General features: G+C 66.2%; 14 protein-coding genes. 9 read left to right on the forward strand and 5 right to left on the reverse strand.

The features are described 5' to 3' along the window. Positions 1-37: 37 nt before the first annotated feature. The 7 genes from ABCN56_RS09255 (at position 38) to gyrB (ending at position 8,803) form a co-directional block, all read left to right on the forward strand. The gene (locus tag ABCN56_RS09255; RefSeq protein ID WP_343080521.1) at positions 38-814 is read left to right on the forward strand and encodes an enoyl-CoA hydratase; all 777 of its coding nucleotides are present in this window, start codon (positions 38-40) and stop codon (positions 812-814) included. 94 nt (positions 815-908) lie between these two features. After that, positions 909-1,175 carry a 30S ribosomal protein S20 gene (gene rpsT, locus ABCN56_RS09260; protein ID WP_343080522.1) on the forward strand — a complete coding sequence of 89 codons (267 nt, stop codon included), beginning with the start codon at positions 909-911 and terminating at the stop codon, positions 1,173-1,175. A gap of 548 nt (positions 1,176-1,723) precedes the next feature. After that, the gene (gene dnaA, locus ABCN56_RS09265) at positions 1,724-3,097 is read left to right on the forward strand and encodes a chromosomal replication initiator protein DnaA (RefSeq protein WP_343080523.1); all 1,374 of its coding nucleotides are present in this window, start codon (positions 1,724-1,726) and stop codon (positions 3,095-3,097) included. Positions 3,098-3,219: 122 nt separating this feature from the next. Beyond that, positions 3,220-4,338, forward strand: coding sequence for a DNA polymerase III subunit beta (gene dnaN, locus ABCN56_RS09270; protein ID WP_343080524.1), 1,119 nt, complete (start codon positions 3,220-3,222; stop codon positions 4,336-4,338). A gap of 62 nt (positions 4,339-4,400) precedes the next feature. Further along, positions 4,401-5,510, forward strand: a complete 1,110-nt coding sequence (gene recF / locus ABCN56_RS09275; protein ID WP_343081462.1) for a DNA replication/repair protein RecF — start codon at positions 4,401-4,403, stop codon at positions 5,508-5,510. A gap of 92 nt (positions 5,511-5,602) precedes the next feature. Continuing rightward, a complete protein-coding gene (locus ABCN56_RS09280) occupies positions 5,603-6,223 on the forward strand; it encodes a LysE family translocator (RefSeq protein ID WP_343080525.1) in 621 nt (206 codons plus the stop codon). A 141-nt stretch (positions 6,224-6,364) separates the two neighbouring features. Next, positions 6,365-8,803: a DNA topoisomerase (ATP-hydrolyzing) subunit B gene (gyrB, locus tag ABCN56_RS09285; protein ID WP_343080526.1), complete on the forward strand. Its 2,439-nt coding sequence runs from the start codon at positions 6,365-6,367 to the stop codon at positions 8,801-8,803. A gap of 51 nt (positions 8,804-8,854) precedes the next feature. Here gyrB and trhO read toward each other — a convergent pair whose 3' ends face one another. Then, positions 8,855-9,760 (reverse strand): oxygen-dependent tRNA uridine(34) hydroxylase TrhO, encoded by a 906-nt coding sequence (trhO, locus tag ABCN56_RS09290; RefSeq protein WP_343080527.1) that lies wholly within the window; start codon positions 9,758-9,760, stop codon positions 8,855-8,857. A 98-nt stretch (positions 9,761-9,858) separates the two neighbouring features. Between trhO and pncA the strand changes: the two genes are divergently transcribed. Then, positions 9,859-10,467, forward strand: coding sequence for a bifunctional nicotinamidase/pyrazinamidase (gene pncA / locus ABCN56_RS09295; protein ID WP_343080528.1), 609 nt, complete (start codon positions 9,859-9,861; stop codon positions 10,465-10,467). 1 nt (position 10,468) lies between these two features. Further along, the gene (gene pncB / locus ABCN56_RS09300; RefSeq protein WP_343080529.1) at positions 10,469-11,764 is read left to right on the forward strand and encodes a nicotinate phosphoribosyltransferase; all 1,296 of its coding nucleotides are present in this window, start codon (positions 10,469-10,471) and stop codon (positions 11,762-11,764) included. A gap of 300 nt (positions 11,765-12,064) precedes the next feature. Here pncB and ABCN56_RS09305 read toward each other — a convergent pair whose 3' ends face one another. From ABCN56_RS09305 to arfB, 4 genes are all read right to left on the reverse strand, one after another. After that, positions 12,065-13,531 (reverse strand): inorganic phosphate transporter, encoded by a 1,467-nt coding sequence (locus ABCN56_RS09305; RefSeq protein WP_343080530.1) that lies wholly within the window; start codon positions 13,529-13,531, stop codon positions 12,065-12,067. A gap of 64 nt (positions 13,532-13,595) precedes the next feature. Beyond that, positions 13,596-14,609 carry a phosphotransferase enzyme family protein gene (locus ABCN56_RS09310; protein WP_343080531.1) on the reverse strand — a complete coding sequence of 338 codons (1,014 nt, stop codon included), beginning with the start codon at positions 14,607-14,609 and terminating at the stop codon, positions 13,596-13,598. Further along, positions 14,606-15,874, reverse strand: a complete 1,269-nt coding sequence (locus ABCN56_RS09315; RefSeq protein WP_343080532.1) for an aspartate aminotransferase family protein — start codon at positions 15,872-15,874, stop codon at positions 14,606-14,608. Before ABCN56_RS09315 ends, ABCN56_RS09310 begins: the two co-directional genes overlap by 4 nt. Then, a complete protein-coding gene (gene arfB / locus ABCN56_RS09320) occupies positions 15,861-16,283 on the reverse strand; it encodes an alternative ribosome rescue aminoacyl-tRNA hydrolase ArfB (RefSeq protein WP_343080533.1) in 423 nt (140 codons plus the stop codon). The genes ABCN56_RS09315 and arfB overlap by 14 nt, the downstream gene beginning before the upstream one ends. Between the last annotated feature and the right edge of the window lie 135 nt (positions 16,284-16,418).

Consider the following 16,418-nt stretch of genomic DNA (forward strand, 5'->3'; position numbering starts at 1 on the left):
TGGACTCGTGCCCGCACCGAAGGAAAGGCAAGGCCAAATGGCTTACGAGACGCTGATCGTCGAGATCGAGGACTATGTCGCCCTCATCCGCCTGAACCGCCCAGACGCCCTCAACGCGCTGAACTCCCAGCTCCTTGGCGAATTGTCGGACGCGGTGAAAAGCGCCGACGCGAACGACAAGGTGCGCTGCATCGTCATCACCGGTTCCGACAAGGCCTTCGCGGCCGGGGCGGACATCAAGGAAATGTCCGAAAAGACCTTCGTCGAGGTCTTCTCGGACGACCTCTTCGCCTCCGAGGCCGCCGCGATCGAACGGTGCCGCAAGCCGATCATCGCCGCGGTGGCGGGCTACGCCCTCGGCGGCGGTTGCGAGCTCGCGATGCTCTGCGACTTCATCATCGCAGCCGACACCGCCAAGTTCGGCCAGCCCGAGATCAACCTCGGCGTGGTGGCCGGGATCGGCGGCACCCAGCGCCTGACCCGCTTCGTCGGCAAGTCGAAGGCGATGGACATGCACCTGACCGGCCGCTTCATGGACGCGGCCGAGGCGGAACGTTCGGGGCTCGTCTCGCGCGTGGTGCCGGCCGCGAAGCTGGTTCCCGAGGCGCTCGCGGCGGCGAAGAAGATCGCCGAGAAATCCGCCCTCGCCGCGATGGCGGTGAAGGAGGCGGTGAACCGCAGCTACGAGACGACGCTTCGCGAAGGCGTGCTTTTCGAACGCCGCCTTTTCCACGCACTTTTCGCCACCGAAGACCAGAAGGAGGGCATGAATGCCTTCCTCGAGAAGCGCGAAGCGCAGTTCCGCGACAGATAAGCGGAAAAACCGGGTCCAGCCCGGTTGACAGGACCCCGAGTCGCGCATAGAAGCGCGGCTTCAGATTTACCCGAAGCGAAATCGGAACCGACACATGGCCAATACGCCCCAGTCCAAGAAGCGCGCCCGTCAGAATGAGCGCCGCTACGCCGTGAACAAGGCGCGCCGGTCGCGCATCCGCACCTTCCTCCGCAAGGTGGAAGAAGCGATCGCCTCCGGGAACCAGGACGCTGCCGCCGCCGCTCTTCGCGAAGCGCAGCCTGAACTGGCTCGTGGCGTGACGAAAGGCGTGATGCACAAGAACACCGTGGCGCGCAAGCTGTCGCGCCTTTCGGCCCGCGTGAAAGCGCTCGCCGCCTGATACCCGAACGACTCGGGAACGTATTAAGGACGCGGACAGTCTCCGCGTCCTTTTTGCGTTTGGCCAAGAAAAATACCCCTTTGTGGCGCTGCTGCACGGCTTCGCGGATTCGTCCGGGCAAAGTGTGAGTCAAGAGCGAAGTTCTGTTGCGGCGGCTCGGACCTTGTTGCTAGCGTCCAAGGGCGATTCACATCGTCTTGGGGGGCATGACGTATCCCTGGGTGGTGAGGGTACAATTGTTACCGCTAAACCACGCTGCCGAATCCGCTCTGGCGGAGAGGGTTACGTTTGTCGGTCGTTGGGGGGAAGATCCGCCGAGCGTTCCGATCGGATGTGCTGACGTGAGTGGGGCCCGTCCTCTCTCTGCGGCACATGTTGGATGTCCAGGACCCACGCTTCCCGCGGGAAGCGGCCGGCACCGGGGAAACACCTTTTCCCGGATCGGTCGTGTTCGTCTGCGTGGCGCGTAGAACGGGGAGGCGCAGGCAGTCGTGAAGGCCGCGGCCAGGGATGGCGCGGTGCAGAGTGGACAGATTGGGCGAAAAAGAATGACCGAAGACTCTTGGGGGCAGGTGCGTGATGAACTCCTCAAATCAATCGGCAAGAACAACTTCCTTACCTGGATCGAGCCGCTGAAACTTGCCGAGCTGAAGGAAGGCATCGCCCGGATCGAAGCCCCGACGAGCTTCCTCGGCGAATGGGTTTCCCGGAATTTCGGCGACCAGATCCGCCAGCTCTTCAAGAAGGCAGGCCAGCCCGTCGACCGGCTGGAATTCTACACGCCCAAGTCGCGCCCGGTTCCGCTCAAGGACCTGACGGAGCGCCCGGCGAAGGCGCCGAAGGCCAAGGCGGAGCCCGCCCGCGAGAAGGAAGAGGGGTCTCTGCCCGGCGCGCCGCTCGATTCGCGCTTCACCTTCGACAGCTTCGTGGTCGGCAAACCGAACGAGCTTGCCCACGCCGCGGCCCGCCGCGTGGCCGAAGGCGGCCAGGTCACGTTCAATCCTCTGTTCCTCTACGGCGGCGTCGGCCTCGGCAAGACGCACCTCATGCACGCGATCGCGCATGAACTCCGCACCCGTCAGCCCAACCTGCGCGTCCTTTACCTCTCGGCCGAGCAGTTCATGTACCGCTTCGTCCAGGCGCTCCGCGACAAGGAGATCATGGGCTTCAAGGAAATCTTCCGCTCGGTCGATGTCCTGATGGTCGATGATGTTCAGTTCATCGCCGGGAAGGATTCCACGCAGGAGGAATTCTTCCATACGTTCAACGCCCTGGTCGATCAGCACAAGCAGATCGTCATCTCCGCCGACCGCGCGCCGGGCGAGATCAAGGACCTCGAGGAGCGGATCCGCAGCCGCCTCCAGTGCGGCCTCGTCGTCGATCTGCACCCGACGGACTACGAACTGCGTCTCGGGATCCTTCAGCAGAAGGCCGACTTCTACAAGAACCAGTACCAGGGCCTGCGGCTTGCCGACGGCGTGCTGGAATTCCTGGCGCACCGGATCACGACCAACGTCCGGGTCCTCGAGGGCGCGCTCACGCGGCTCTTCGCCTTCGCCTCGCTCGTCGGGCGCGAAATCACGCTCGACCTCGCGCAGGACTGCCTCGCGGACATCCTGCGCGCCTCGGACCGCAAGGTTTCGATCGAGGAGATCCAGCGGAAGGTCAGCGAGCATTACAGCATCCGCCTTTCCGACATGATCGGGCCAAAGCGGAACCGCACGATCGCCCGGCCGCGGCAGGTCGCGATGTATCTCTGCAAGCAGCTGACCAGCCGTTCCCTTCCGGAAATCGGCCGCCGCTTCGGCGGGCGCGATCACACGACGATCATGCACGGGATCCGAAAGATCGAGGAACTGATGCAGTCCGACGCCCAGCTGCGCGAGGATCTCGACCTCCTGCGCAGGCTCCTGGAGGGCTGACGCCACCCGACCCCACGGGGAGCGGTCTTGACGCTTCCCGCATTACGTCCGACAGTCCTGAAAAGTCTTGTGCCGGCGGGAATATCGGCTAGTTTTCCCGTCCCGGCAGCATGGGGGAAGCAATGAAGATCAGTATCGAGCGGGCCGCCCTTCTGAAGGCGGTGGGTCAGGCGCAGTCGGTCGTCGAGCGCCGCAACACGATCCCGATCCTCGCCAACGTTCTGATCGAGGCCGAGGGCGACAAGGTCACCTTCCGGGCGACCGATCTTGATATCGAGGTGCTCGACCGGACCGCCGCCGTCGTGGACCGTCCCGGCGCGACGACCGTTTCGGCCGTCACGCTGCACGAGATCGTCCGCAAGCTTCCCGACGGCGCGCTGGTCCAGCTGACCGACGATGCGGCCGCCGGTCGCCTGACCGTGCAGGCCGGGCGCTCGACCTTCTCGCTCGCGACGCTGCCGAAGGAAGATTTCCCGATCATGGCCTCGTCGGAATACGCGGCCAATTTCTCGGCCCCGGCGCCGGTTCTGCGGCGGCTCTTCGACAAGTCGAAGTTCGCGATTTCCACCGAGGAGACGCGCTATTACCTGAACGGCGTCTACATGCATGTCGCTGACGGCGAGGAGGGCAGGGTCCTTCGCTGTGTCGCGACCGATGGGCACCGGCTGGCGCGCATCGACGCGCCGCTCCCCGAGGGCGCGGAAAAGATGCCGGGCGTGATCGTTCCGCGCAAGACCGTGGGCGAACTTCGCAAGCTTCTGGACGATGACGAGATGCAGATCGCGGTCTCCGTGTCGGAAACCAAGGTCCGGTTCGCGACGCCCGACATCACGCTGACCTCCAAGGTCATCGACGGGACCTTCCCCGATTATTCTCGCGTCATCCCGACCGGCAACACCCGCAAGCTGGAAGTGGACGCGGCGGAATTCGCGCGCGCCGTGGATCGGGTGGCAACGGTGTCGTCCGAACGGTCGCGCGCGGTGAAACTCGCGCTCGACGAGGACCGGCTGGTTCTTTCCGTGAACGCTCCCGACGCCGGCGCGGCGGAGGAGGAGCTTGCCGTGGCCTATGGCGACGACCGGCTGGAGATCGGCTTCAACGCCAAGTATCTCCTTGAAATCGCGAGCCAGGTGGACCGCGAGAACGCCGTGTTCCTGTTCAACTCCTCGGGAGATCCGACGCTGATGCGCGAGGGCGGGGACACCTCGGCGGTCTACGTCGTCATGCCGATGCGGGTGTGAGCGCCGAGTCGACAAGCCCCTCCACCGGAGGGGGCTCTCCTCAACAGATGATCGGCAGGCGCATGCCCGGCCTGTTTCTGACCGACCTGACGCTATCGCATTTCCGTTCGCATGTCCGTGCGCGGATGGAACTCGACGGCCGGCCGATTGCCATCTTCGGTCCGAACGGGGCCGGCAAGACGAACATCCTGGAAGCGGTGTCGCTCCTCTCCCCCGGGCGGGGCCTGCGGCGGGCATCCCCGGACGAGATCGCGCGGCGGCCGGAGGCGCTGGGCTGGAAGATCTCGGCCGTCTTGCGCAGCCTGCACCAGATTCACGAGGTTGAGACCTTCGCGGAGCCAGGCGGCGCGCGGACCGTCATGATCGACGGCAAGGCCGCGACCCAGACGGCGTTGGGAAGAATCGCGCGGGTTCTCTGGCTCGTGCCGGCCATGGACCGGCTCTGGATCGAGGGCGCAGAAGGCCGGCGGCGGTTCCTTGACCGCATGACGCTCAGCTTCGAGCCGGGGCACGGCGAGGCAGTGCTCTCCTACGAGAAATCCATGCGTGAACGGAACCGTCTTCTGAAGGACGGCGTGCGCGACGCGGGCTGGTACGGGGCGCTGGAAGCGCAGATGGCGGAGGCGGGGGCAGCGATCCAGACGAAGCGGGCGGATGCCATCGTTCGGCTTCAGGCGGCGCAGGAGGGCGCGGAGACGGCTTTTCCGGCGGCGGCTCTCGCGCTGGCCGGACCGGACGGGGAGGAGGAACCCTGGGGCGAGGACGCGCTCAAGGCGGCTTTCGCCGAGGGGCGCCCCAAGGACATGGCGGCGGGGCGGACACTTGTCGGCCCCCACCGCGCGGACCTCGGCGCAGTCTACACGGCGAAGGGCGTGCCGGCCGCGCAGTGTTCGACCGGAGAGCAGAAGGCACTCCTGATCTCGCTGATCCTCGCGAACGGTCGGGCACTCGCCGATGATTTCGGCGCGGCGCCGATCCTTCTTCTGGACGAGGTGGCGGCCCATCTGGATGCGGGGCGCCGGGCGGCGCTCTACGACGAGATTTGCGCGCTTGGTGCGCAGGCCTGGATGACGGGCACGGGCGCGGAGCTTTTCGAGGGGCTGGAGGGGCGCGCGCAGTTCTTCGAGGTGAGCGAGACGGACGGGGTGTCCTCGGTCGCCGAGAAGGCGTGAGCGGCACCCGTCGCGCGGACCCTTCGGGACCTATTCCGCGGATACGGATGATGATGTAAGAGTTTGCGGTCCCACCCTCCCCGGAGCAAGAAATGACCGTCACCCTTCCTGAACTGGCGCTCTACGCGGGCGGCATGTTCCTGCTCTGGGCGGTCCCCGGCCCGGTCTGGGTCGCGCTGACGGCGCGGTCGCTCTCGGGCGGTTTTCCCTCGGCCTGGCCGCTCGCCGTGGGCGTGGCGCTGGGCGACCTGATCTGGCCTCTGGCGGCGATCTTCGGCCTTGCCTGGGTCCTGTCGATCTACGGCGATTTCCTGAGCGTCTTGCGCTGGGTGGCGGCTGCGACCTTCGCCGTCATGGGGACGCTCCTGATCCGGAAGGCGGGCGGGATAGCGGGCGCCGACAGCCGCCTGACGAGGCCCGGCAGGTGGGCGGGCTTCCTGACGGGCGTTGCCGCCGTTATCGGGAACCCGAAGGCGATCCTGTTCTACATGGGCGTGCTGCCGGGCTTCTTCGACCTGAGCCACGTTGGCGGCACTGACATTGCCGCGATCCTCGCGGTTTCGGCGTTGGTGCCGATGCTGGGAAACCTTGGCCTCGCGCTCTCGATCGACCGGGCGCGGCGGCTTCTGGCCTCGGCGGAACGCCTGCACCGGCTGAACGTCATTTCCGGCGTATTGCTGATCGGCGTCGGGATCGTGATCGCCCTGAGCTGAAGCGTGCAGGGGCGCGGGCGGACGGGGGCCCGTACGAGGGATGGAATAAGCCACCTCGAGACCCTAAATATTGTGTCCCGCGCGTGACATTCCCCCCCAAAACAACTATAAATCGCGGGTCAAAAGGCGAGACGAGCAGGCATGACCGAAGATACCCAGAAACCGGCTGAATACGGCGCGGAATCCATCAAGGTTCTCAAGGGCTTGGAGGCCGTCCGCAAGCGTCCGGGCATGTATATCGGCGATACCGATGACGGGTCGGGCCTGCACCACATGGTCTACGAGGTTGTCGACAACGGGATCGACGAGGCTCTGGCCGGTCACGCGGACTTCGTGAGGGTCCGGATCCACGCCGACGATTCCGTCTCGGTCCGCGACAACGGGCGTGGGATTCCGACCGACATGCACCCGACCGAAGGCGTTTCGGCCGCCGAGGTCATCATGACCCAATTGCACGCGGGCGGTAAGTTCGACCAGAACAGCTACAAGGTCTCGGGCGGCCTGCACGGCGTCGGTGTTTCGGTGGTGAACGCGCTGTCAGACTGGCTGGAGCTGCGCATCTGGCGGAACGGCAAGGAACATTACGCCCGCTTCGAGAAGGGCGAGACCGTCGAGCCTCTGCGCGTTGTGGGTGACGCCGGGCCGGGCGAAAAGGGGACGGAAGTGCGCTTCCTCGCCTCCTCCAAGACGAACGACCCGAGCGGGACCTTCTCCAACCTCGACTTCAGCTTCAAGACGCTGGAAACGCGGCTTCGCGAACTCGCTTTCCTGAACTCCGGGGTGAAGATCATCCTCGAGGACAACCGCGGCGCGGAACTTCAGCGAAGCGAGCTGTTCTACGAAGGCGGCGTGCGGGAGTTCGTGAAATACCTCGACCGGCACAAGACGCCGGCCATGCCCGACCCGATCTTCATCACCGGCGAGCGCGCCGGCATCGGCGTCGAGGTCGCGATGTGGTGGAACGACAGCTACCACGAGACGGTCCTGCCGTTCACCAACAACATCCCCCAGCGCGATGGCGGCACGCACCTCGCGGGCTTCCGCGCCGCGCTGACGCGGACGATCAACAGCTACGCGCAGTCCTCGGGGATCGCGAAGCGGGAGAAGGTCGATTTCACCGGCGACGACGCGCGCGAAGGTCTGACCTGCGTCCTGTCGGTCAAGGTGCCGGACCCGAAGTTCTCGTCCCAGACGAAGGACAAGCTCGTGTCGTCCGAGGTCCGGCCGGCGGTCGAGAACCTCGTGAACGAGAAACTGGGCGAGTGGTTCGAGGAGCACCCGACGGAAGCCAAGACCATCGTCGGCAAGATCATCGAGGCGGCGCTTGCGCGCGAGGCGGCGCGGAAAGCGCGCGAACTGACGCGCCGGAAGACGGCGATGGACGTCGCCTCACTGCCTGGCAAGCTCGCCGACTGCCAGGAAAAGGACCCCGCGCTGTCGGAACTGTTCCTCGTCGAGGGCGACTCGGCCGGAGGTTCGGCGAAGCAGGGGCGCGAGCGGAAGAACCAGGCGGTTCTGCCCCTTCGCGGCAAGATCCTGAACGTGGAAAGGGCGCGGTTCGACCGGATGCTGTCCTCCGACCAGATCGGGACGCTGATCACGGCGCTCGGCACGGGGATCGGGCGGGACGAGTTCAACCTCGCCAAGTTGCGCTACCACAAGATCATCATCATGACGGATGCTGACGTCGACGGCGCCCATATCCGGACGCTCCTTCTGACGTTCTTCTTCCGGCAGATGCCGGAGCTCATCGAGCACGGGCACCTCTACATCGCCGAGCCGCCGCTTTACAAAGTCGCGCGCGGGAAGTCGGAGGTGTATCTCAAGGACCAGGCCGCGCTGGAGGACTATCTCATCCAGCAGGGCGTCGACGGCGCGGTGCTGCGGCTCGCTTCGGGCGAGGAGATCACCGGTGCGGACCTCGCGCGCGTCGTGGACGAGGCGCGTGTCGTGCGGCGGATCCTTCAGGCATTCCCGACGCATTATCCGCAGCACATCCTGGAACAGGCGGCGATCGCGGGTGCCTTGGTCCCCGGCCGCATCGACGCCGATGCGCAAGGCGTCGCCAACCGCGTGGCGCGTCGGCTCGATGACGTTGCGGTGGAATACGAGCGCGGCTGGTCGGGCCGGCCGACGCAGGATCACGGGCTTCGCTTCTCGCGCTCGCTGCGCGGGGTGGAGGAAGTCCGCACTCTCGACGGTCCGGTTCTCCGGTCGGGTGAGTCGCGGCGTCTGGCGACGCATACCGAGGCGCTGCAGGAGGTCTATGGCGGGGCAGCCGTTCTCGTCCGGCGGGACCGGGAACAGCCGATTCACGGGCCGCTCGAACTCCTCCGGGCGATTCTGGAAGAGGGCGAGAAGGGCCTGACGCTTCAGCGCTACAAGGGGCTGGGCGAAATGAACCCGGAACAGCTTTGGGAAACCACGCTCGACCCCGGCGCGCGGACGCTGGTGCAGGTGAAGATCGACGACCTCGCCGAAGCGGACGACATCTTCACCAAGCTCATGGGCGACGTGGTGGAACCGCGGCGCGAATTCATCCAGCAGAACGCGCTTTCGGTGGAAAACCTCGATTTCTGATTCTCAGGGGTCCTTCGGAACGGCGCCCCGCCAACCCGCGCAGGCGTGCGCTCAGGATGGGCCGAGGTGGCGTTCGCCCCTGCTTGCGGCAAGCAGCATCTGCCGGTGGCGTTCCCGGAAACGGTCCCGGTCGGCGTCCGAGTTTTCCGCGACACAATGCGGGCACGAGGCGCCTTCCTCGTAGGCGGGGTGGGCCTTGTCCGCGGCCGTGATCGGCCGCCGGCAGGCGGCGCAGGTTTCGAGCCCGCCGGGCTTCAACCCGTGGCCGAGGCTCACGCGCTGGTCGAAGACAAAGCACTGACCGAGCCAGAGGCTTTCGTCCTCCGGCACTTCCTCGAGGTACTTCAGGATCCCGCCCCTGAGGTGGAATACGTCCTCGACGCCCTCGGACAACAGGAAATTTGTCGACTTCTCGCAACGGATACCGCCGGTGCAGAACATCGCGATCCGTTTGTTGTGGAAGCGGTGCGCGCTCTCGCGCCACCAGGCGGGGAAGTCGCGGAAGCTCCTGGTGCCGGGATCGACGGCGCCTTCGAACGTGCCGATGGCGACCTCGTAGTCGTTGCGGGTATCGATGACCGCCACGTCCGGCGCGGAGATGAGTTCGTTCCAGGCGGAAGGCTCGACATAATGCCCGACGGCGGCGGTGGGATCGGCCGAGGGTACGCCCATCGTCACGATCTCGCGCTTCAGACGCACCTTCATGCGGCCGAAGGGCATGGTTTCGGCCCCGCTCTCCTTCCAGTCGAGGTCCGCACAGCCGGGGAGAGAGCGGATATGCGCCAGCACGGCGTCGATTCCCGCGCGGCTGCCGGCAATGGTGCCGTTGATCCCCTCGGCGGCGAGAAGCAGCGTGCCCTTCACCCCCGCCTCTTCGCAGGCGGCAAGAAGCGGCGCTCGGAGTGCGGCGGCGTCGGGGAAGGGCGTGAACTTGTAGAGCGCGGCGACGGTCAGCATGGGCGGGAGATAGGGCAATCCGCCCACCGACCGCAAGGCCGCGGCCATTGACGTGCGCGCGAGCGGGACTTAGCACGGAAAGAAACTCGGGAGGTGACATGCGCGGAGCCCATGAAGCCCTGATCGTCATAGACGTTCAGAACGATTTCTGCCCCGGCGGCGCACTCGCGGTCGCCGATGGCGACTCGATCATCCCGCGGATCAATGAGCTGATGGCGGAATTCCAGGTGAAGGTCCTGACGCAGGACTGGCACCCGGCGGACCATTCTTCCTTCGCGGCGAACCACCCGGATGCGGAGGAGTTTTCCGTGACGGAAATGCCCTACGGGCCGCAGGTGCTGTGGCCGAAGCACTGCGTGCAGGGCACGGCGGGCGCGGCCTTTCACAAGGGCCTGCTGACCGACCCCGCCGACGTCATCATCCGCAAGGGATTCCGTGCCGCGATCGACAGCTACTCGGCCTTCTTCGAGAACGACCACGAAACGCCCACGGGACTTGACGGCTACCTGCGGACGCGCGGGGCGCGGGAGCTTACCCTCGTCGGTCTCGCCACGGATTTCTGCGTGGCCTATTCGGCGATCGACGCGGCCAAGCTGGGATATGGCGTGACGGTGCTGGAAGGCGCCTGCCGGGCTATCGACCTCAACGGTTCGCTTGAGGATGCGCTGCAGGGGATGGCCGACGCGGGCGTCCGGCTGGAGCCCTGACATGCTCGACATCGCCACGCGGGTCTATAACCACAAATGGAAGATCGACCCGATCGTCCGCTCGCTGATTGATACGGACTTCTACAAGCTGCTGATGTGCCACTCGGTGTTCCGCAACAAGCCGGACACGAACGTCACCTTCTCGCTCATCAACCGGACCACGGAGATCCGGCTGGCCGATCTGATCGACGAGGGCGAACTGAGGGAGCAGCTGGACAACATCCGTTCGCTGTCGCTGACGCGCGGGGAATCGACCTGGCTTCGGGGCAATACCTTCTACGGTAAACGCCAGATGTTCACGCCCGAGTTCATGGAATGGTTCGAGGCGCTGAAGCTGCCGCCCTATCACCTCGAAAAGCGCGACGGGCAGTATGAACTGACCTTCGAGGGCAAATGGCCCGAGGTGATGATGTGGGAAATCCCCGCGCTGGCGACGATCATGGAGCTTCGCAGCCGCGCGGTCCTCGAACGCATGGGAAAGTTCGAGCTTCAGGTCCTCTATGCCCGCGCGATGACGAAGCTGTGGGAAAAGATCGAGCGGCTGAGACAGCTCGACGGGCTCAAGGTCGCCGACTTCGGGACGCGGCGGCGGCATTCCTTCCTGTGGCAGGACTGGTGCGTTCAGGCGATGATGGAGGGGCTAGGCGAGGACAAGTTCGTCGGAACCTCGAACTGCCTGATCGCGATGCGCCGCGACATCGAGGCGATCGGAACCAACGCGCACGAATTGCCGATGGTCTATTGCGCGCTGGCCGACAACGAGGAGGATCTGAAGAAGGCGCCCTACGACGTGCTGGCGGACTGGCACCGGGACTATGACGGAAATCTCCGGATCATGCTGCCCGACACCTACACCTCGCAGGTCTTCTTCGACAATGCGCCCGACTGGCTGACCACCTGGACCGGGGTGCGGGTCGATTCGGGCGACCCGTTCGAGGGGGCCGAGATCGCCATCAAGTGGTGGGAGTCACGCGGCGAGGACCCGCGGGAGAAACTGGTGATCTTCTCCGACGGGCTGGACGTCGACCTGATCGAGCAACTCCATGCCTGTTTCAAGGGCCGGGTGAAGGTGGCCTATGGCTGGGGGACCCTTCTGACCAACGATTTCCGCGGACTCGTTCCCCACGACGCGCTGGCGCCCTTCAGCCTCGTCTGCAAGGCGGTGAGCGCGGAAGGCCGGCCGACGGTGAAACTCTCGGACAACCCGAACAAGGCCACGGGACCCGACGAGGAGATCGCGCGTTACAAGCGGATCTTCGGCGTCGGCGCGCAGAAGGCGATGGAGGTCATCGTCTGAGCCCGGCGGCGCGGGCGGTCAGCGGCCGCCCTGCGAGACTTCCCAATCGGCAGCCCCAGGGCGCCTCTCGAATCCCTCGACCTCGCCCAGGCCATTGATGGAACCGAGGGGCGGTTGGGTGCCCGCCGTCCCGACCGGTCCGTCCGGGTCACGACCGAGATGGGGAGAAGGCCGAGGGCCGCCAATGGGATCGCGCGGCTTCTCGTGTAATACTCCCGTGTCACGCGATCTTGGCAAGGAGCGCGGGTGAAGCTTTGCCGCAGGTCATGGACCGCGAAGGCCCCTGATCGGAGATATGCCTCAGGCGATCGCGTTCAGGATGACGTAGATCAGCGCGGAAAGCAGGGCCGACGCCGGGACGGTGATGACCCAGGCCGCGGCGATGGTGAGGAAATGATTGCGGCGGACGAGTTTCCGGCGCTTCCGTTCATCCGGCGCGACGACCTTGCCCTTCCGGATGCCAAGCGCCCGCGTCCGCCGTTCCGAGTGCCATTCCCGGAAGAAACCCACGCCGAATACCGCGCCCACCGCGATATGGGTCGATGAAACCGGAAGCCCGAGCCACGATGCAACGATGACGGTGATCGCGGCCGAAAGCGCGACGCAGTAGGCACGCATCGGGTTGAGCTTCGTGATTTCGCTTCCGACCATGCGGATGAGCTTCGGTCCGAAGAGGACCAGGCCAACGGAAATGCCGAGCGCACCGATCACCATGACCCAGGCCGGGATCGCGACCTTGGCTGCCACATCCCCCGCTTCGACCGTGTGGACGATCGCGGCGAGAGGGCCAACGGCGTTCGCCACGTCGTTTGCCCCATGCGCGAAGGACAGGAGGCCGGCAGAGATCACGAGGGGAATCCCGAAGAGTTTCTTCACCGATTTCTTGCGGTTTTCCATCCCCTCGGACTGGCGGCGGATCAGGGGCATTACGATGGCCCAGGTCACGACGCCAACGGCGAGGCCGATCAGCACGGCGGCGCCAAGATCGACGTTGACGATCTTCTTGAGGCCCTTGATCGCGACATAGGTCGCAAAGGTGCCCGACATGATCCCGATTAGCACCGGCACCCAGCGGCGTGCGGCGGCGATCTTGTCGTCGCGGTAGAGGATCCGGGACTTGATGAACGCGAGGAACACGGCGGCGATGACGCCGCCCATGACCGGAGAGATGACCCAGCTCGCCGCGATCTTGCCCATCGAGGCCCAGTTCACCGCCGTGAAGCCGGCCGCCACGATGCCGGAGCCGACGACGCCGCCGACGACCGAATGCGTGGTGGAAACCGGCGCCCCCAGAACGGTGGCGAGGTTGATCCAGAGCGCGGCGGACAGCAGCGCCGCCATCATCACCCAGACGAAGGTTGCCGCATCCGCCACCGCGTCCGGCGCGACGATGCCCGAAGAGATCGTGCCCACCACGTCTCCGCCCGCGATCAGCGCGCCGGCGGTTTCACAGATCGCGGCGATCACGAGCGCGCCGCCGAGCGTCAGGGCGTTGGCGCCGACAGCCGGACCCATGTTGTTCGCAACATCATTCGCGCCGATGTTCAGCGCCATGTAGGCCCCGACCGCAGCCGCGGCGATGACGATCACGGAGAAGGACGCGCCCAGCAACAGCGCCGACGCGACGGTTGCGAGAACGATGAAGGCCAAGGCGATGCCCGGCGCGACGAGGGGACGGCCGATCAGCTGGGTTGCCTGTTCAAGGCGCCAGATCCGCCCGAGGTCCTTGTCAAGCGTCTTCCACTGGTTCACCGATTTATCGGACATCGTCTGGACCCGTTGCTTTAGGTTCCCGCCCGGATAGCCTGTCCACGCCCGAAGAACAACGGTCTTACGGTTCCAGTTCCCAGTCCGGGTCCCAGTCCGGGCCGCGCTCGAGGACGATGCGCGCCATCCTCAGCGCGCGTTCCGCGTAGAAGCGCTGGCGCGGGTCGCCGGGTGGCATCCGCGTGACGATCCAGCCCGCCGAGGCAAAGGCTCGGAGGGCGGTGAAAAGCGGCAGCCGCCGCGCCGCGTGTTCCGGCAGCGGGCGTTCCGCCCGGTAGCCCGCGATCAGAGCGGCGGCCAATTGCGGAAGCGCGGTTTCTTCGAGGTTCTGCACGAGTGCCGTGCCGAGGTCGTACATCCGGAACCCATGCCCGGAATCGTCGAAGTCGATGAGCGAGAGGCCGGAGGGACCGGAAAGAACGTTCTCCCGCAGCACGTCGGCATGGATGAGGCCGAAATCCGCTCCTTCTATCCGAAAGGCTTCAAGCTCATTCCGTGCCTTGTCACGTGCCTCTGCGAGGATTCCGCGTTCGGTCATGGACAGGGCCGGATTTTCCCAGAACCGTCCCCAGAGAGGGGCCTCGCCAAGAAGTCCCTCCTCGTCCCACGCGGGGCGCGGGAAGCCGTCAGGCAACTCCAGCCTGTCGGTCGCCGAATGGAGCCGGGCGAGGAGCGCGCCAAGGGCACGCATCGTTCGCGCCTGGTCCGAAGCGGTGCCGCCCAAAGGCTCCCCTGCCGCACCCAACGCCGTGCCCTCGAGCCAGCTCACGGCACTCGCCACGCGCCCGCCCGCCTCCGCCGTGAACGAGCCCGAGCGGGTCGGCACGGGGCGCGGCACCCGCAGGCCGGCAACGGCAAGACGCCCGGTCCAGTCGAGCTCCGCCCCGATCGCGGCGCGGCTCTGGTAGCCGGGGCGGTGGAGCCGGAGCGCGGCGCGGGTGCCGTCGGTAAGCGTCACGTCGAAGACGAGGTTCTCGCGCAGCTTCACGAAGCACGGCTCGTCCCTCGCGCCGCCCCAATGCTCCAGCGCCTCGCGCGCGAGCGCCAGCGCGGCATCGGGGGAAACCGCCCCGGTCACGCCGGGACCCCTGCCAGAACCTCGGCAAGCGTTCCAACTGCGAGATCTGCGTTCTCGCGCGAGAACGGCATCGGCGGGCGCAGCTTCAGGATATGCTGCGCGCGCCCGATCCGGCCCATCAGGACGCCCCGCTCCCGCATGCCCTCGACGATCCGGCGTGCATCCTCCGTCGCGGGCCTGCCATCGCGCATGAGTTCGATCCCGAAGAAAAGGCCCCCGCCGCGCACATCCGCGATGAGCGGATGGGAAAGCTCGCGCATCAGGGAAACCGTGTATCCGCCGACGTCGCGGGCGTTCTCGACGAGGCCCTCCTCCTCGATCACGTCGAGAGTGGCGAGCGCCGCCGCGCAGGACACGGGGTTGCCGCCGAAAGTGTTGAAATAACCGAAGGCCTCGCGGAAGGCGGCCATCACATCTGGCCGCGCCACCACAGCGCCGACGGGGTGTCCGTTGCCCATCGGCTTGCCGAGCGTCACGACGTCCGGCGCGAAGCCCAGCCACTCGTGCCCCCACCAGTGGCTTCCGACCCTGCCGAAGCCCGGCTGCACCTCGTCGCAGAGGATCAGCCCCCCAGCCTCGCGGATCACCTCGACCGTGGGGTCGAGAAAGCCCGCCCCCGTCTCCGGCAGCCCTTCGTTTGCGAAGATCGGGCAGAGCATGAGCCCCGCGAAGCCATGCCCCGCAGCCTCGAGTTCCCCGATCGCGCGGGCGACGTTCGCGGCGAAGGCGTCCGGCTGCGCGGCGAGGCTTCCGCCAAGGGGCGCCATGGAATCGGGCGCCGGCACCAGCCGCACATTCGGCGGATAGCCCCCGATCGGCGGACGCCGCGCCGAAAGCTGCGACACGGCAAGGGTGTTGCCGTGATACGTATTGTCGGTCGCGATGATCCCGGTCTTGCCCGTTGCCGCCTGCGCCATCCTGAGCGCGATGTCGTTCGCCTCGGAGCCCGTGCAGACCATGATGACCTGCGACAGGTCGTGTCCGAACTTCGCCGTCAGCCGCTCGGCATAGTCGAGGATCGCCTCGTGCAGGTAGCGCGTGTGGGTGTTCAGGATCCCCGCCTGCCGGCAGATCGCTTCCGTCACCCTCGGGTGGCAGTGTCCGACATGGGGGACGTTGTTGTAGCAGTCGAGATAGCGCCGCCCATCGGCATCCCAGAGCCACACGCCCTCGCCGCGCACGACATGTACCGGGTCGTCGTAGAAAATCGGCACGTTCGGGCCCAGAAGCGCGCGCCGCCGCGCCAGAAGATCAGTCTTCTCCATCCACCTTACCCCTCAGCGCCTTGACCGCGCCGCGCTCCGCCTTCGCCTTCAACCGCCGCCGCTGGCTGCCGAGTGTCGGCCGCGTCGGCACCCGTTTCTTCGGTGCGACGAGCGCCTTGCGCACCAACTCCGCGAGTCTTTCCCGCGCGATCTCGCGGTTGCGCGCCTGGCTGCGCGTCTCGTCCACCTGGATCACGAGCGCCCCGTCCTGCGTCCAGCGCCGGCCGGCGAGCCGCCGGAGCCGCGCCTTCACGTCGGGCGGCAGGTTCGGCGATCGCTCCGCCTCGAACCGCAGCTCCACAGCCGTCGACACCTTGTTGACGTTCTGCCCGCCCGGCCCCGAGGCGCGGACGAACTGCTCCGTCAGCTCCCAGTCGGCGATGGAGATGGTCTCGGTGATCCTCAGCATGGTCGGAACCTAGCCGGATTTCCCCTCGGAACCGCAAGCCCCCTTGTTCTGGCATGAATGGCCCAAAGGCGGGCGGGGAGTGTGAATCCACGTGGCCTTTCACAAACGGAAAGGGCCGCTCCAGAGTTGGAACGG

This window comes from Ostreiculturibacter nitratireducens (genome assembly GCF_032670585.1).
GTDB lineage: Bacteria > Pseudomonadota > Alphaproteobacteria > Rhodobacterales > Rhodobacteraceae > Ostreiculturibacter > Ostreiculturibacter nitratireducens.

Coding starts and splice junctions, on each gene's coding strand:
- ABCN56_RS09255 (WP_343080521.1), top strand. CDS start 38: ATGGCTTACGAGACGCTGATCGTCGAGATCGAGGACTATGTCGCCCTC.
- trhO (WP_343080527.1), bottom strand. CDS start 9,760: ATGCTGACCGTCGCCGCGCTCTACAAGTTCACGCCCTTCCCCGACGCC.
- gyrB (WP_343080526.1), top strand. CDS start 6,365: ATGACCGAAGATACCCAGAAACCGGCTGAATACGGCGCGGAATCCATC.
- ABCN56_RS09315 (WP_343080532.1), bottom strand. CDS start 15,874: ATGGAGAAGACTGATCTTCTGGCGCGGCGGCGCGCGCTTCTGGGCCCG.
- ABCN56_RS09280 (WP_343080525.1), top strand. CDS start 5,603: ATGACCGTCACCCTTCCTGAACTGGCGCTCTACGCGGGCGGCATGTTC.
- pncB (WP_343080529.1), top strand. CDS start 10,469: ATGCTCGACATCGCCACGCGGGTCTATAACCACAAATGGAAGATCGAC.
- rpsT (WP_343080522.1), top strand. CDS start 909: ATGGCCAATACGCCCCAGTCCAAGAAGCGCGCCCGTCAGAATGAGCGC.
- pncA (WP_343080528.1), top strand. CDS start 9,859: ATGCGCGGAGCCCATGAAGCCCTGATCGTCATAGACGTTCAGAACGAT.
- recF (WP_343081462.1), top strand. CDS start 4,401: ATGCCCGGCCTGTTTCTGACCGACCTGACGCTATCGCATTTCCGTTCG.
- arfB (WP_343080533.1), bottom strand. CDS start 16,283: ATGCTGAGGATCACCGAGACCATCTCCATCGCCGACTGGGAGCTGACG.
- ABCN56_RS09305 (WP_343080530.1), bottom strand. CDS start 13,531: ATGTCCGATAAATCGGTGAACCAGTGGAAGACGCTTGACAAGGACCTC.
- dnaA (WP_343080523.1), top strand. CDS start 1,724: ATGACCGAAGACTCTTGGGGGCAGGTGCGTGATGAACTCCTCAAATCA.
- dnaN (WP_343080524.1), top strand. CDS start 3,220: ATGAAGATCAGTATCGAGCGGGCCGCCCTTCTGAAGGCGGTGGGTCAG.